Below are 15,830 nucleotides of genomic sequence, written 5' to 3' on the forward strand. Positions count from 1 at the left end.
GGGACCACCCATGGAAACGCTTCTCTACGTCACCGACCTCGGCTACCAGGCGCGCGGGCGGCGCTACTGCGACGAGGACATCTGGCTCTCCGGACGGCTGCGCGAGGAGTTCGGCGTCGCGCTCTGCCATCCGCTCGACGCGGCCGCGCTGATGGACCGCTTCGACGCCGTCGTCGTGCGCAACAGCGGGCCCGTCCTCCACTACCAGGAGGCGTACGACGCCTTCACCCGCGCCGCGCGCGAGGGCGGCGTGCGGGTGTTCAACTCGCTCACCGGGAAGGGCGACATGGCTGGAAAGGACTACCTCCTCCAGCTGTCGAGGGAGGGATTTCCGGTCATTCCCACGGCGGGCCGGCGCGAGGAGTTCGCACGGCTGCCGGAGGCCGAGGAGTACGTCGTCAAGCCGATCCTCGGGGCGGACTCGGTCGGCCTGCGGTTCGTGGAGCGGGCGGCGCTCCAGGACGTGGACCCCGCCGGGATGCTCGTACAGCCGCGGATCCCGTTCACGTACGAGGTCTCGTTCTACTTCGTGGGGCACGCCTTCCAGTACGCGCTGTACGCGCCCGACCCGGACGCCCGGTGGAGGCTGGAGCGGTACGAGCCGACCTCCGACGACCTCGCGTTCGCGCGGCGGTTCGTGGACTGGAACGGCCTGGAGTACGGCATCCAGCGCGTCGACGCCTGCCGGGCGCCGGGCGGGGAACTGCTGCTCGTGGAGCTGGAGGACCTCAATCCGTACCTCTCGCTCGACCTGGTGGGCGAGGCGGAGCGGGAGACGTTCGTGACCGCGATGAAGGGGTCGCTGCGGGAACTGCTGAAGAGCTGACGCCCGGGCCTCGGGGGCGGGCGCGCCTCGGGGGCGGCCGGGTCGCGGCGCCGGGAGCGGCGGGCGGGTCGCGGCGCCCGCGTTCCGGGGCACCGCCTCGCGACTACGCCGACCGCTTGCGCGGGGTCGCCTTCTTCGTGGACGCCGTCGTCTTCTTCGCCGCCGTCTTCTTCGCGGTCGACTTGGCCGTCGACTTCTTCGCCGCCGCCTTGCCGCCGGCCGCCCCGGACCCCGCCGTCTCCGACGTCGACTTGCGGGCCGGGGCCGCCTTCTTCGCCGCCGCCTTCGACGTGGACTTCCGCGCGCCCGTCTCCTTCGGCGTACGGGAGGAGGTCTTGCGGGCAGGCAGCTCGGTCACACCGGCGACCCCGCCACCCTCCCCGCGCGCCTCCTTCGCCGCGCGGACACTGCCCTCCAGGGCCGCCATCAGGTCGATGACCTGGCCGCCGCCCGCCGCCTCGGGCTCCGGGGGCGCCACCGCGGCGCCGCCCTCCGCCTTGGCGGCGATCATCTGCTCGACGGCCTCCCGGTAGTCGTCGTGCAGCGTGGTGATGTCCACCTCGCCGAGGGTCGCCATCAGGGCGTCCGCCAGGTCGAGTTCCGCGTCCCGTACCGAGACGGGGGTCTCCGGGGCCACCCCCTCGGGCGCCCGGATCTCGTCCGGCCAGAGCAGCCCGTGCATCGCGATCACGTCGTCCACGACCCGGAGCATCCCGAGCCGCTCGCGCCCGCGCAGCGCGTACTTCGCGACCGCCACCTTGTCGCTCCGCTTGAGCGCCTCGCGCAGCAGGGTGTACGGCTTGGCGGCCGGTGCCCCGCTCGCCGAGAGGTAGTACGCGGCGTCCATCTGGAGCGGGTCGATCTCCCCGGCCGGCACGAAGGCCACGATCTCGATCGTCTTCGCCGTCGGCAACGGCAGCGCCGCCAGATCCTCGTCCGTGATCGGGATCATCGTCCCGTCGGACTCCTCGTAAGCCTTGCCGATCTCCGCCTGGGAGACCTCCTCGCCGTCCAGCTCGCACACCTTGCGGTAGCGGATCCGGCCGCCGTCGGCGGCGTGGATCTGGCGGAAGGACACGGACCGGCTCTCGGTGGCGTTCACCAGCTTGATCGGGATGCTCACCAGACCGAAGGAAATAGCGCCGTTCCATATGGATCGCACGTTTCATCCCTTTCGCACGACACTTCCTGATTCGTGGGATTCTCATCGTATGACGCCCATCACGGAGGTGGAGGGGCGGCGCCTCGCGCTCAGCAATCTGGAGAAGGTCCTCCACCCCTCCACCGGCACCACCAAGGGCGAGCTGCTGCACTACTACGCCACCGTCGGCACCGCGCTCCTCCCGCATCTGCGCGATCGCCCGGTCTCCTTCCTGCGCTATCCGGACGGCCCCGACGGGCAGCTCTTCTTCACCAAGAACCCGCCGCCCGGCACACCCGCCTGGGTGAAGACCACCCCCGTGCCCCGCTCCGGCGACCCGCGCGCGCGGCAGGTCGTGATCCAGGACCTCGCCTCCCTGATGTGGGCGGCGAACCTGGTCGTGGAGTTCCACACCCCGCAGTGGCGGGCCGGCTCGCAGGCCGTCGCCGACCGCCTCGTCCTCGACCTCGACCCCGGGCCGCCGGCCACCGTCGTGGACTGCTGCCGGGTGGCCCTCTGGCTGCGCGAGCGGCTCGCCGCGGACGGCCTGGAGGCCTTCGCCAAGACCTCCGGCGCCAAGGGCCTGCACCTGCTCGTACCACTGGAGCCGACCCCGTCCGACCAGGTCTCGGCGTACGCGAAGCAGCTCGCCGTCCAGGCGGAGGCGGATCATCCGGCGCTGGTCGTCCACCGGATGACGCGGTCGCTGCGGCCCGGGAAGGTCTTCGTCGACTTCAGCCAGAACGCGGCCGCCAAGACCACCGCGACCCCCTATACCCTGCGCGCCCGCACCCGGCCCACCGTCTCCGCGCCGGTGACCTGGGAGGAGGTCGAGGCGTGCGACGCGCCCGAGCGGCTCGTGCTGCTGATGGACGACATCGCGCCACGTCTGGAGCGGTACGGGGACCTGCTCGGGCCGCTCTTCGACCCGGACCGGACAGGGGTCCTGCCATGACCGCCGCCCCCCGGCCCGGGCCCGCGGAGGGCCCCGTCCTGCGTCCGCCGGTCGACGTGATGCGCCCGCGCCCGGCCGACGAGATCCCGGCGCAGGGAAGCACGCCGGGGGGCCTGCAGTACTCCCTCAAACTCGACGGTTTCCGCGCCCTCGCCTTCGTCCTCGAGGACCGCAGGGTCTTCCTGCAGTCGCGCTCGCACCGGGACCTCTCCCGGGAGTTTCCCGAGATCGCGGCGCATCTGGGCGCCCGGCTGCCGGCCGGGGTCGTCCTGGACGGTGAGCTGTGCGCGTACCGCGAGGGGCGGCTGAGCTTCACCGACCTGCTCCGCTCGCACGCCGACCGCAGACAGGCCGGCGTGCCGGTCTCGTACATCGCCTTCGACGTCCTCGCCCTCCCCGGCCGGGACGTCCGGCCGCTGCCGCTCGTCGAGCGCTGGAAGCTGCTGGGCGTCGCGCTGAGCGACGTCGGGCCGCCCGTGCAGCCCGTGCTCGCGACGCTGGACGAGGAGACCGCGCGGGGCTGGTTCCGCGATCTGCGGGCCGTGGGCGTCGAGGGGATCGTGGCGAAGGCACTGCGCTCGCCGTACCGGGCGGGCGAGACGTGGGCGTGGCGGAAGGTGCGGCACGCGGACACCCTCGACGGCACGCTCCTCGGCCTGGTCGGCCCGGCGGACCGGCCCCGGGCGCTGCTCGTGCGCCTCCCCGACGACCGTACGCTGACGACCTCGCCGAAGCTGACTCCGGTGCAGGCCCGCGAGGTCGCCGCGCTGGCAGCGGGCCGGCTCGGGGCCCCGGTGGAGCATCCCGAGCACGGCCCGGTGACCCCGCTCGCCGACCCGCTGGCGGTCGAACTGCGGCAGCAGGCCGGTCGGCACGAGACGGCCCGCTTCGTGCGCGTACGGTCCGACGGCTAGGTCGCCGGCGACGGTGCGGCGGGCGCCCGTGCCCCCTCCGTACGCCCGTTCTCCCGCACTCCTCGTACGCCACTTTTCGAACCGGCGCGAGCAACTCCGCGTACCGCTCCCGCAGATGGCGCAAAGCGAGCGGCTCGCGGGCCCTTCGGGGACCGCGTCCGGTCAGCGGGTCCTCGTTCCCGGTGTGGTGGTGCACACTTGCTGCCTGGTACAGCGCTCACGGGGAAGGCGGCGGCCGCATGCTGACGGGGATCGAGGAGGTCGACTGGGCCTCGTTGGGGCATGCCTACGGACCAGCCGACGATGTACCGGGGATGCTGCGCGGACTCGCCTCGTCCGACCCCGGCGAACGGGAGCTCGCCCTCGACGGCATGTACGGCTCGGTGCACCACCAGGGGGACGTGTACGACTCGACTCTCGCCTGCATCCCCTTCCTGCTCGAACTCGTCGCCGACGCGGAGGTCCAGGACCGGGGCGGCATCGTCGAGTTGCTGACCAGCATCGGCGGGATCGAGCTGAGCGGCGAGGAGGAGCTCGACGAACTCGACCCGGACGACGAGGACTTCATCCCGGCCGCGAACTACGCCATGGCGGCGGCCGCGGTCGCGGCGGGCGCCGACGTCTTCCTCGGGCTCGTCGGCGACCCGGACCCCGAGGTGCGGCTCGCCGCCCCCTGCGCGCTCGCCTCGCTGCACCCGGACCCGGCCGGTGTGCTGTCCCTGCTGAGGGAGCGGCTGACCGTCGAGCGCGACACGGAGGTGCGGCTCGCGCTGGTGGAGGCGGTCGGGCGGATCGCGCGGCGGCACGAGTCGCTGCGGGACGAGACCGTCGACTGGCTCGGCTGGCTCACCCGCGCGGCCCACGCACCCGGCCTGCGGCTCGCGGCGCTCGCGCAGCTGGCCCGGTGCGCGCCGGGCGAGATCCCGGACGACGTGGTGGAGCGCGTGACGCGGCTGCTCGACGAGGTGCGGACCGCGCCGCCCGAGGCGGCCGCCGCGGAGAGCGCCCGGCCGTCCACGCCCACGTTCGCCGGGCAGGTCCGCGAGCTCTTCGAGGAGCATGCCGTGGGCCGCCCCACCCCGTGGACCGACGAGCTGATGCGCACCCTGCACACCGCGCTCGACGACCGTGTCGAGGACCGGATCGCACTGATCCTCGCCCAGCTGCGCAGCCCGGACCGGTGTCAGCGCGCGGACGCCATCTGGCTGAGCGGCGGTCTGATACGGGTCTGGCGCGGGGGGTACGAGGAGGTGGTGCGGCTGATCGGGACGCAGCTCGCCGACCCCGATCCCCGGCTGCGCGAGGCCGCCACCTCGTTCCTGGAGGGCCTGTTCGAGCTCACCGGCCCCGCGACCGACGCCCTCGCGGCCCGGCTGGCCGCGCGCCCGGGACGGCCCGAGCGGCCCGAGTGGGAGGAGTGGGCCGATCGGCCGGAGGACGCGCCCGGGGCACCGGACGTGCGCGGCCGCGCCCTGCTCGCCCTCACCCGCTCCGGGGACGCGCGGGCCGTACCGCTGCTGGCCCGCGCCCTGGTCGAGCCGGAGGTCCGGCGCGATCTGCTGTACGCCGTCCCGACCCTGGGTCCGGCCGCCGCGCCGCTCGCGCCGCTGCTGCGCCGCCGGCTGGCCCGCGTCGACCTCGACGACCGGCTGTACGAGCACGCGGCGCCGCTGCTCCATGCCCTGGCCTCGGTCCGGGGGGTACAGGCGATGCCCGAGGTGCTGCGGGTTCTGCGCGGGGCGCCGTCGAACCGGCGGGACTGGGTGCAGGAGGCGGCGCTGAGAACGCTGGCCGCGTTCGGGCCCGCGGCGCGGGAGGCGATCCCGGACGCGCGGGCCCTGCTGGAGAGCGAGGCGGCGGCGGTCTCGGCGCAGGCGGCGCTCACACTCTGGGCGGTGGAGGGCGACCGGGAGGCCGTGCTGCCGGCGCTGGTGGCCTGGCTGGGCCCGGACGCCACCGCTCCGGACCGGTGCGCGGCGGCCCGTGCCCTGGGCTCGATCGGCCCGGCGGCGGCGAGCGGCGCGCCCGCTCTGCTCCCGGGGCTCACGGCCCTGGACCTGTGGGTACGGGTGCGCAGCGCGGCGGCCCTGTGGCGGGTCTCCGGGGACACGGCGGCGGCGCTGCCGGTACTGCTCGCCGCCTGGGAGGAGAACCGGCACGCGCGGGTGGAGATCGCGGAGTGCCTGGCGGAGATGGGGCCGGAGGCGGTGGAGGCACGGTGGGTGATCCGTTCGGAACTGGCCCGGCCGCGCCGCCACAACGTGCGTGAGAGCGGCTACAGCAGCCATGACGTCTACGAGGACGAGAAGCTGCTCACCTTCTGCCGCGCCGCGCTCGACCGGATGGAGCGGTAGGAACCGGGGGTGCGACGGCATCGTCGCACCACGTACGGGCCACTGTCGCAAGGCCGCGACAGCGGACATTCGGCTTCGGATCCATCACTCCGCACGCCGAGGGTCCGGAGCCTTCGATGAGCGGCACCGTCACCGCCCGCGCCGTCGGCGACCTCTCGTCGGCGACCTCTTGTCGGTTCGGCGCTCCCCCTCGCGCTCGGTGACGGCCTCCTCGCCTGCGGGCCGGGCAGGTCGACAAAAAGTACTTCCCTACGAATATGGTCTACGGGAAGACAGACCGTCCCGAACTCCGGCTGATCACCTGTGGCGCCCGATCGTGGACGGTCACCGAAGTGACCACCTCATCCTCTTCGCCGACCTGGTGGAGCAGCGAACCGATCGCCCCCGGAGGAGCAGCGTGAGACCGCGCGGACGGCCGCTCGTCGCCGCCGTGGCCCTGGCCGCGGCGGCGCCGCTCGTGCTCTGCGGCTGCGACACCGAGGGCGAGCTGAGGAGCGCGGGCACCACGCCCACCGCCGTCGGACCCGTGCGTCTCTGGCCCGATCTGCCGCCCGCGACCGCACCACCGCTCGACTACGGCGAGACCGACACCGAGTCCGTCCCGGGCATCGGCGTCCCCGACGACGACGTCCACCGGGTGGACGCCGTGGCCGTGGTCCGCGCCGAGGCGAAGGCCCACCCGGACACGTACTCCGGGGCCGACGGCATGTACGAGGAGACGGCGCGGCAGATCGACCGGTGTACGGCGGAGCCCGCGGCGTGCCCGGTCATGAAGCCGTACTACCGGGACCTGACCGGCAACGGCCGTGACGAGCTGATCGTCGGCATCCGGATGCCCGAGCAGCAGGTGGGCGTGCGGGTGTATCTCGCCCGGAACAGCGGGCTCACCCGGATCATGTCCACCGTCGAGCAGGTGGTCAGCGTGGAGCTGGCGGGCCGGGACCTGATCGTACGGGCCTCATCGGCCGGCATCCCGGGGTACGAGTACCGCACGGCCTGGTCCTGGGACGAGCAGCGGGGCGCGATGCTCCCGGCCAGGGACGAGATCGTCCGCGTCAAGCCGCCGGGCCCGTCCGCCTCGGCGGCGCCCGAGCCCCGGCTCGTCGAGCCGACACCCACGCCCGGACCGGCGGGCTCCTCCGCCGAGCCCTCCGACACCGACGACGCCTTCGGGGAGGCCCCGTGACCGCGCGCGGACGGCCCCGCCTGCCCGCCTGGACCGCGACGCTCACCTGGAAGTCCGCGGTCTTCATCACCGTCATGTGCTGCGCCCTGGCCGCCCTGCTCGGCGCCCTCGTCCATGCCTCCGTGTCCCGGCAGACCGAGGACGACTTCCGCGAGCGGGCTCTCACCCGGCTGACCACGGCCTCCCGGGCGTACGAGGCGGGCGACCCGCTCCCCCGGGCCGCCGGGATCGACCCCGAGGACCTCCCGGACGAGCTGCGCGCGCTCGCCCTGAATGGGGAGCGCGGCACGATGGCCGGGGAGTACCGGGACCGGCCGGTGATGTGGGCGGCGGGACCGGCCGACGGCCGCGCCCTCGCCGTCCGGGTGGACTACTCCACCGGCACGGAGATCATCGACGGCCTCGACCGCTCGATCGTGGGCTCCTCGGTCCTCGCGATCGGGGCGACACTGCTCGTGGGCGCGTTCGCGGTCACCCGGGTGACGCGGCGGCTGCATCTGACGGCCCAGGTGGCCCGGCGGATCAGCGCGGGCGATCTCGACGCGCGCGTGGACGACCCCCGGACGAAGGTGCCCGGACGCCCGCAGGACGAGGTGGCGACGGTCTCCGGGGCGCTCGACACGATGGCCTCCTCGCTCCAGCGCAAGCTCCAGACCGAGCAGCGCTTCACCGCGGACGTGGCGCACGAGCTGCGCACCCCGCTGACCGGCCTGTCGGCCGCCGCCGAACTGCTGCCGGAGGGGAGGCCGTCGGAGCTGGTACGGGACCGGGTGAAGGCGATGCGCGGGCTGACCGAGGACCTTCTGGAGATCTCACGGCTCGACGCCCGCAACGAGACCGTCGACCTGGCGACGCACGATCTCGGGCCGCTCGCGCGCGGGGTGGTACGGGCCTCCGGGACCGAGACGGAGGTACGGGTCCTCCGGGACGCGATGGTCGAGACGGACAGGCGGCGCCTGGAGCGGGTCCTCGGCAACCTCGTCGCCAACGCGCACCGGCACGGCGCCCCGCCGGTCGTCCTTACCGTGGACGGCCCCGTCGTCACGGTCCGGGACCACGGGGCCGGATACCCGGAGTACCTGCTGGCGTCCGGGCCGCAGCGGTTCCGCACCGAGAGCGGCGGCAAGGGGCACGGCCTCGGGCTCACGATCGCGGCCGGCCAGGCCGAAGTGATCGGCGCGGAGCTGGTCTTCGGCAACGCGCCGGACGGCGGTGCCGAGGCGAGGCTGACGCTGCCGGAGTACGTGCCGTTCACCGACCCCTGACGGCACACCGTCACACATAAGGGATATAAGCCATATCGCTTGCTACGTTGCGGACCATGACCGCAACGACGGCGGACGCTCCCCCGCCCGCGCTCCGCATCCCGAAGCGCCGCGGCGTGGAACTCTCCCTCCTCGTCTGCGCCGTCCTCATCTCCGTCATGGGCTATGCGGGCGTCGGCCTGGCCAGGAACGACGCCGTCCCGCCGGACGCCCTGCGCTACGGAGCCGGTCTGGGCGCGCTCGCGCTCCTCGCCCATCTCGCCGTACGGTTCCGCGCCCCGTACGCGGATCCGCTGCTGCTGCCCATCGGTGTTCTCCTCAACGGCCTCGGTCTGGTGCTGATCTACCGGCTGGACCTGGAGACGCCGAACGACCAGGCGGCCTTCACCCAGCTGGTCTGGTCGGCGCTCGGCGTCGCGCTCTTCGGCGCCGTCGTGGTGCTGCTGCGCGACCACCGGGTGCTGCAGCGGTACGCGTATCTGTCGATGGCCAGCGCCCTGGTCCTGATGCTCGTGCCGATCCTCTTCCCGGCGGTGAACGGGGCCAAGATCTGGATCCGGATCGGCGGACTCTCCTTCCAGCCGGGCGAGTTCGCCAAGATCCTGCTCGCGGTCTTCTTCGCCGCCTACCTGGCCGCCAACCGCAACGCGCTGGCGTACACCGGCCGCAGGATCTGGCGGCTCCAGCTCCCCACCGGCCGGGTGCTCGGGCCGATCGTGGCGATCTGGGTGCTGAGCGTGGGCGTGCTGGTCCTGGAGCGGGACCTCGGCACGTCGCTGCTCTTCTTCGGACTCTTCGTGATCATGCTGTACGTGGCGACGGGCCGGACCGGCTGGATCGCGGTCGGGTTGCTCCTGGCGGGCGTCGGGGCGTTCGCGGTCGGCTCGCTCGAACCCCACGTCCACAGCCGCGTCGAGGACTGGCTGAACCCCTACGCCTCCATCGAGGCGGGGGACGGGCCGAGCCAGCTCGCGCAGTCCCTGTTCTCCTTCGCCGCGGGCGGGATGCTCGGCACGGGGCTCGGCCTCGGGCACTCCATCCTGATCGGCTTCGCCGCCAAGTCCGACTTCATCCTGGCGACGGCGGGCGAGGAGCTCGGACTGGCCGGGCTGACCGCCCTGTTCCTGCTGTACGCGCTGCTCGTCGCCCGCGGGTTCCGGGCCGGGCTCGCCCTGCGCGACCCCTTCGGGCGGCTGCTCGCGATCGGTCTCGCCTCTATCCTGGCGCTCCAGGTCTTCGTCATCGCCGGCGGGGTGATGGGCCTGATCCCGCTCACCGGCATGGCCATGCCGTTCCTGGCTCAGGGCGGCTCGTCCGTCGTCACCAACTGGATCATCGTGGCGCTGCTGATCCGGGTCAGCGACTCGGCCCGCGCACCGCTTCCCGACACGGTCGAGCCCGGTGTCGTCGCGCCGGTGGTGGAGGACGCCCGGTGATCCCGTACATCCGGCGCGCTGCCGCGCTCTGCCTGCTCCTGCTGGTGGCGCTGCTCGTCAACGCGGCGCGGGTGATGGTCGTCCGGTCCGACGAACTGAACGAGAACCCGGCCAACCGGCGCGCCACGATCATCCGCTGGGGCGAGCCGCGGGGCGAGATCGTGGTCGAGGGCCGGCCGGTGACCGGCTCGCGGGACAGCGGCCAGCAGCTCCGCTACGAACGTACCTACAAGCAGGGGCCGTTGTACGCGCCGGTGACCGGCTACGCCTCGCAGACGTACGGCACGACCCTCGTCGAGCACGCCGAGGACGACATCCTGGCCGGCACGAGTCCGTTGCTCGCCCCGCTGCCGTTCTGGAACGACGCGGCCCGGGGGCGGCAACCCGGCGGCGACGTGGTGACGACGGTCCGGGCGTCTATGCAGGAGGCCGCGTACCGGGGACTCGCCGGGAAGCGGGGCGCGGTGGCGGCCATCGAGCCGTCGAGCGGGCGGATCCTGGCCCTGGTCACCTCCCCCTCGTACGATCCGGCGCTGCTGTCCGGGACGGGATCCGCGGTCAAGGGTGCCTGGGCCCGGCTGAACACCTCGCCGAGCCAGCCGATGCTGAACCGGGCGATCCGGCAGACGTATCCGCCCGGCTCCACGTTCAAGATGGTCACGGCGGCGGCGGCGCTGGACACGGGTGTGGTGACGGACGTCGACGCGCCGACGGACACCCCGGACCCGTTCGTGCTCCCGGGGACGCGGCAGGTGCTGCCGAACGAGGCGAAGGGGTGCGGGAACGCGTCGCTCGCGTACGCGATCCAGTGGTCGTGCAACACGGTGATGGCCAGGCTCGGGGTGGAGGTCGGGCTTCCCGGGATGGTGCGGGCGGTGGAGAACTTCGGCTTCAACGACACCGGCCTGTCGATCCCGTCCTGGGTCGCCAAGTCCAACTTCGACCGGAAGATGAGCGACGACCAGCTCGCGCTCTCCTCGATCGGCCAGTTCGACACGACGGCGACGCCCTTGCAGATGGCGCTGGTGGCGGCGGCGATCGCCAACAACGGGGAGATCGCCCACCCCTATCTGGTGGAGCGGACGACGACGGCCGGCGGTACGACGGTCGACACGACGGGCCGCCGCAGCTACCGCCAGGCGATGCGCCCCTCGACCGCGAACCGGCTGCAGCGGCTGATGGTCAAGGCCGTCGAGGAGGGCACCGGCACCAACGCGGCGATCCCGGGGGCGACGGTCGGCGGCAAGACCGGCACGGCCCAGCACGGCCTGGGCAACACGGGCACTCCGTACGCCTGGTTCATCGCCTGGGCGCAGGCGGCGGACGCGGCCCAGCCCGCGGTGGCGGTCGCGGTCGTCGTGGAGGACGCGGAGGCCAGGCGTACGGAGATCAGCGGCGGCGGCAGCGCGGCGCCGATCGCCCGGGCCGTGATGGAGGAGGCGCTGCGGCCCCGGGACGCCGGCTGACCGGCGAGCCGATCGGCTCGCGGGCCGGCTAGCCGATCGGCTTGCGGATCTCCGCGCGGACCCTGGCCGTGGTCTCGGCGAGTTCGGCCAGGTCGATGTCCTTCGGGTCGGCGGTCGCCGACCCGGGGGTGACGAGGGCCACGGCGGCCGCGGTGTTGTCGTCGCCCCAGGCGCACATGGGGAGCGTGGTCGTGGCGAGGGCGTCCTTCGACGTGGTGACCTGGCAGCTCACGGTCACGCCGTACCCGGCGGGGGTGAAGTCCTTGGGCGGGACGGCGAGCGTGGAGCCCTTCTCAGCGGCGGCGCCCTTGAGGATCGACCGCCGGGTGACCGCGGCGTTCTTGATGCGCCCGTGCATACCCGAGACGACGAGGACTGCCCCGTCCTTGCCGGTGTACTGGCCGACCGCCGCCTCGGCGTCCTTCACGGTGAGATCGGGGGTGTCCTCGATCTCCTTGCCCTGGGTGTCGGAGAGGTCGGAGACCAGCGTGTACTCGCCGGCGAGGAGCGTCTTGGGGACGACCAGCTTGTGCGTCGCCTCGGGGAAGGAGCCGGTGACTCCCGAGAGCCCGGCCTTCGCCGCGTAACCGAGACCGCCGACCAGGACCAGGGAGCCGAGGACGATGGCGACGATCGCCCCCGCCGAGAGCGACTTCTTCGGCGGGGGCCCCATGGGCGGCTGCCCCCAGGCCCCGGCACCCGGCCCCTGGTACTGCGGAGGGAAGCCCTGCGGAGGAACGCCCTGCGCCGGATACCCCTGCGGAGCCCCGTACGCGCCGGGCTGCTGCGGAGGCGGGACGGGGCCGCCGTACGGGTTGTGGGGCGGCTGGCTCGGCGATGGCGGCATGGTCATGGCGGGCACGCTACGTCACCGGTACGACATCCCACCCTCCGGGTCCCTCCCGGGCCCCCCTCTGCCCCCTACCCCTCCGCCGCGCCCTGCGCGACGGCTTCCTCGACCTCCGCCACCCGCTCCGCCTCCTCCGTCGCGAACCGCTCCCGGTCCAGGGCCTCCGCGATCTCCTCGTCCTGGGTCATCAGGAGATCCAGGTTCGAGTCGCCGAGGTCGAAGACGCCCATGTCCAGGTAGGCCTTCTGGAGTCGTTCGCCCCAGAGGCCGATGTCCTTCACGCAGGGCACGATCCGGCTGAACAGCAGTCTGCGGAAGAGGCGCAGGAACTCGCTCTGTTCGCTGAGCTCCTCCGCCTCCTTCCTCCCGATGCCGAAGTTCTCCAGGACCTCGACCCCGCGCAGCCGGTCCCGCATCAGGTAGCAGCCCTCGATCACGAACTCCTCGCGCTCGCGCAGTTCCGCGTCCGTCAGCTGCTTGTAGTAGTCGCGCAGCGCCATCCGGCCGAAGGCCACGTGGCGGGCCTCGTCCTGCATCACGTACGCCAGGATCTGCTTCGGGAGCGGCTTGTCCGTCGTGTCGCGGATCATGCCGAACGCGGCAAGGGCCAGGCCCTCGATCAGGACCTGCATCCCGAGGTACGGCATGTCCCAGCGCGAATCGCGGAGGGTGTCGCCCAGCAGGCCCTGGAGGTTGTCGTTGATCGGGTAGAGCATCCCGATCTTCTCGTGCAGGAAGCGGCCGTAGACCTCGGCGTGCCGTGCCTCGTCCATGGTCTGCGTCGCCGAGTAGAACTTGGCGTCCAGGTCCGGGACGGACTCGACGATCCGCGCGGCGCAGATCATCGCGCCCTGCTCGCCGTGGAGGAACTGACTGAACTGCCACGAGGCGTAGTGGCGGCGCAGTTCCGCCCTGTCCTTCTCCGTCATCTTCGCCCAGTGGCGCGTGCCGTAGAGGGTGAGGACGTCGTCGGGCGTGCCGAGGGGGTCGTACGGGTCGACCTCCAGCTCCCAGGCGATGCGCTTGGAGCCGTCCCACTGTTTGTCCTTGCCCTTCTGGTACAGGGCGAGGAGGCGTTCGCGACCGGAGCCGTTCTTCTGGCCGACGAACATGGCCTCCCAGCTGAAGCGAGCCGAACCGGTCGCCGGCACCTGCCAGACGGGGTCTTCCGTGGCGTTCGCGGCTTTCATGGTCTTCGTGTAGAGGTCGTACGCCGACACTGACGTCTCCTTGCTCTCACGTGGACGTGATGGCCCTCCGGGCAGGCTGACACCTTGGTAGACATCGAGTCAACAAGTCGCGCACGGGGGATTGACGGGCTTACTGACGGGCAGTCTGATAGGAGTGACCGCCGGTAACCCGACTGCGAGCACAGCGAGGTGTCGCACCGTCATGACCACTCGGACCGAACTGGACTTCCGCCTCCTCCAGGACGCCCTCGGCCCGCTCCGCGACCGGGAACAGGTCGCGGCCCGGCTGCTCGAGTCCTCCCTCAAGCACTCCTTCGACCCCGAGACCGAACTCGACTGGGCCGCACCCCTCGAGGACGGCAAGTGGTTCTGGCCGCCGGAGCTGGTCTCGCTCTACGACACCCCGATGTGGCGGCGGATGTCCGAGGAACAGCGGATGGACCTCGCCCGGCACGAGGCCGCGTCGCTCGCCTCGCTCGGCATCTGGTTCGAGATCATCCTGATGCAGCTGCTCGTCCGGCACATCTACGACAAGTCGCCCACGAGCGACCACGTGCGGTACGCCCTGACCGAGATCGCCGACGAGTGCCGGCACTCGATGATGTTCGCCCGGATGATCCAGAAGGGCGGCGCGCCCGCCTACCCCGTGCCGCGGATCTACCACAACCTCGCCCGCATCCTGAAGACGGTCTCCACCACCCCCGGCTCCTTCGCCGCCACCCTCCTCGGCGAGGAGATCCTGGACTGGATGCAGCGGCTGACGTTCCCGGACGAGCGCGTCCAGACGCTGGTACGGGGCGTGACCCGCATCCATGTCGTCGAGGAGGCCCGGCATGTGCGCTACGCCCGCGAGGAGCTGCGGCGCCAGATGGTGACCGCGCCACGCTGGGAGCAGGAGTTCACCCGCCTCAGCTGCGGCGAGGCCGCCCGGGTGTTCTCCACCTGCTTCGTCAACCCCGCGGTGTACGACAACGTCGGCCTGGACCGCCGCGAGGCGGTCGCCCAGGTCAAGGCGAGCGGCCACCGCCGCGAGGTCATGCAGTCGGGCGCCCGACGCCTGACCGACTTCCTCGACGACATCGGGGTGCTGCGCGGCCCCGGCCGGCGGCTCTGGAAGTCGTCGGGGTTGCTGGCGTGAGCCGCCGGCCGGGCGGGGCGGTGGCCACGGGCCTCGGCTCCGGGCGTCATCACGCGGAGCTACCCTGCGAGGCATGACCAGTGCCGCCTCGCCCGCGTACCGCAGGCTCAGCGTCGAGGAGCGACGGGTGCAGCTCCTCGCCGCCGCCCTGAATCTCTTCGCGCACCGGGCGCCCGACGAGGTCTCCCTGGACGACGTCGCCGAGGCGGCGGGCGTCTCGCGACCGCTCGTCTACCGGTACTTCCCCGGCGGCAAGCAGCAGCTCTACGAGGCGGCCCTGCGCTCCTCCGCCGACGAGCTGGAGCTCTGCTTCGCCGAGCCGCAGGCCGGCCCGCCGACCGAGCGGCTCAGCCGGGTCCTCGACCGCTATCTGGCCTTCGTCGACGAGCACGACGCCGGGTTCAGCGCCCTCCTCCAGGGCGGCAGCGTCGCCGAGACCTCCCGGACCACCGCGATCGTGGACGAGGTGCGGCGTGCCGCTGCGGAGCAGATCCTCGTCCACCTGGGGGTGGACCTCCCCGGGCCCCGGCTGCGGATGATGGTCCGCACCTGGATCGCCGCGGTGGAGGCGGCCTCGCTGATCTGGCTCGACGAGGGGAAGCAGCCCCCGGCCGGCGAGCTGCGGGACTGGCTGGTCGACCATCTGGTCGCGCTGCTCGCCGCCACGGCGGCGAGCGACGAGGAGACGGCCTCGGTCGTCTCCCTGCTCCTCGCGCAGGAGACGGCCGACGGCCCGGTCGGCGCACTGGCGCGGCGAGTGACCCCCGTGGTGAGCAGGGCGGCCCACCTCATATGAGACTGGTCCCGTGAGAAGCGAGAACACCCCATTCCGCGGCGGTCCCCTGGACGGCCAGGTCCTGTCCGTCCTCCTCGGACACACCGGACATCCACCGAAGTGGTACGAGGTGCCCGTACCGGACGCGGACGGCGGCCCCCCGACGGTCCACGCCTATCGCCGGGAACCGGCCGGGCACACCAAGCGGCTCGGGATCCAGCGCGGCTGGGTCTACGAGTACGTCCCCGAGGGCCGCGAGCGGCAAACGCCGAAGTGGCCCTGGTCCAAGCCGAACGGGTGAGCCGATTGCTCCGGTTCGCCCCTTTGTGAGGTC

The 15,830-nt window shown here is 72.6% G+C and carries 14 protein-coding genes; 11 read left to right on the top strand and 3 right to left on the bottom strand.

The genetic code is table 11. The annotated features are described in order from the left end of the window. The first annotated feature begins 10 nt into the window (after positions 1-10). Positions 11-826: a hypothetical protein gene (locus tag ACFUJR_RS08585; protein WP_383174149.1), complete on the top strand. Its 816-nt coding sequence runs from the start codon at positions 11-13 to the stop codon at positions 824-826. A gap of 103 nt (positions 827-929) precedes the next feature. On the opposite strand, the gene ACFUJR_RS08590 is transcribed toward ACFUJR_RS08585, so the two are convergent. Beyond that, complete coding sequence (locus tag ACFUJR_RS08590; protein ID WP_383174152.1) at positions 930-1,988, bottom strand: Ku protein; 1,059 nt, start codon at positions 1,986-1,988, stop codon at positions 930-932. A 49-nt stretch (positions 1,989-2,037) separates the two neighbouring features. Between ACFUJR_RS08590 and ligD the strand changes: the two genes are divergently transcribed. The 7 genes from ligD to ACFUJR_RS08625 all read left to right on the top strand — a co-directional run bounded on the left by ligD (position 2,038) and on the right by ACFUJR_RS08625 (position 11,543). Then, positions 2,038-2,922, top strand: coding sequence for a non-homologous end-joining DNA ligase (gene ligD, locus ACFUJR_RS08595; protein ID WP_383174155.1), 885 nt, complete (start codon positions 2,038-2,040; stop codon positions 2,920-2,922). Next, on the top strand, positions 2,919-3,836 hold the full coding sequence (locus ACFUJR_RS08600; RefSeq protein ID WP_383174158.1) for a DNA ligase: 918 nt from the start codon (positions 2,919-2,921) through the stop codon (positions 3,834-3,836). The genes ligD and ACFUJR_RS08600 overlap by 4 nt, the downstream gene beginning before the upstream one ends. 239 nt (positions 3,837-4,075) lie before the next feature. Then, positions 4,076-6,190 (top strand): PBS lyase, encoded by a 2,115-nt coding sequence (locus tag ACFUJR_RS08605; RefSeq protein ID WP_383174161.1) that lies wholly within the window; start codon positions 4,076-4,078, stop codon positions 6,188-6,190. A gap of 397 nt (positions 6,191-6,587) precedes the next feature. Next, entirely contained in the window at positions 6,588-7,376 is a 789-nt protein-coding gene (locus ACFUJR_RS08610) for a hypothetical protein (RefSeq protein ID WP_383174164.1), read from the top strand. Next, positions 7,373-8,641: an ATP-binding protein gene (locus ACFUJR_RS08615; RefSeq protein ID WP_383174167.1), complete on the top strand. Its 1,269-nt coding sequence runs from the start codon at positions 7,373-7,375 to the stop codon at positions 8,639-8,641. The genes ACFUJR_RS08610 and ACFUJR_RS08615 overlap by 4 nt, the downstream gene beginning before the upstream one ends. 56 nt (positions 8,642-8,697) lie before the next feature. Beyond that, a complete protein-coding gene (locus tag ACFUJR_RS08620; RefSeq protein ID WP_383174171.1) occupies positions 8,698-10,077 on the top strand; it encodes an FtsW/RodA/SpoVE family cell cycle protein in 1,380 nt (459 codons plus the stop codon). After that, positions 10,074-11,543, top strand: a complete 1,470-nt coding sequence (locus tag ACFUJR_RS08625) for a penicillin-binding transpeptidase domain-containing protein (RefSeq protein WP_383174175.1) — start codon at positions 10,074-10,076, stop codon at positions 11,541-11,543. Before ACFUJR_RS08620 ends, ACFUJR_RS08625 begins: the two co-directional genes overlap by 4 nt. 28 nt (positions 11,544-11,571) lie before the next feature. On the opposite strand, the gene ACFUJR_RS08630 is transcribed toward ACFUJR_RS08625, so the two are convergent. Beyond that, positions 11,572-12,396 carry a hypothetical protein gene (locus ACFUJR_RS08630; RefSeq protein WP_383174178.1) on the bottom strand — a complete coding sequence of 275 codons (825 nt, stop codon included), beginning with the start codon at positions 12,394-12,396 and terminating at the stop codon, positions 11,572-11,574. Positions 12,397-12,464: 68 nt separating this feature from the next. Continuing rightward, a complete protein-coding gene (locus ACFUJR_RS08635; protein WP_383174180.1) occupies positions 12,465-13,613 on the bottom strand; it encodes a ferritin-like domain-containing protein in 1,149 nt (382 codons plus the stop codon). A 172-nt stretch (positions 13,614-13,785) separates the two neighbouring features. On the opposite strand from ACFUJR_RS08635, the gene ACFUJR_RS08640 reads away from it, so the two are divergent. The 3 genes from ACFUJR_RS08640 (at position 13,786) to ACFUJR_RS08650 (ending at position 15,797) form a co-directional block, all read left to right on the top strand. Then, positions 13,786-14,721 carry a diiron oxygenase gene (locus ACFUJR_RS08640; protein ID WP_383174183.1) on the top strand — a complete coding sequence of 312 codons (936 nt, stop codon included), beginning with the start codon at positions 13,786-13,788 and terminating at the stop codon, positions 14,719-14,721. Between the two features lie 73 nt (positions 14,722-14,794). Further along, positions 14,795-15,517 (top strand): TetR/AcrR family transcriptional regulator, encoded by a 723-nt coding sequence (locus tag ACFUJR_RS08645; protein WP_383174186.1) that lies wholly within the window; start codon positions 14,795-14,797, stop codon positions 15,515-15,517. A gap of 10 nt (positions 15,518-15,527) precedes the next feature. Further along, positions 15,528-15,797, top strand: coding sequence for a hypothetical protein (locus ACFUJR_RS08650; RefSeq protein ID WP_383174189.1), 270 nt, complete (start codon positions 15,528-15,530; stop codon positions 15,795-15,797). Positions 15,798-15,830 lie beyond the last annotated feature (33 nt).

The sequence above is a fragment of the Streptomyces sp. NPDC057271 genome, assembly GCF_042668715.1.
In the GTDB taxonomy this organism is placed as follows: domain Bacteria; phylum Actinomycetota; class Actinomycetes; order Streptomycetales; family Streptomycetaceae; genus Streptomyces.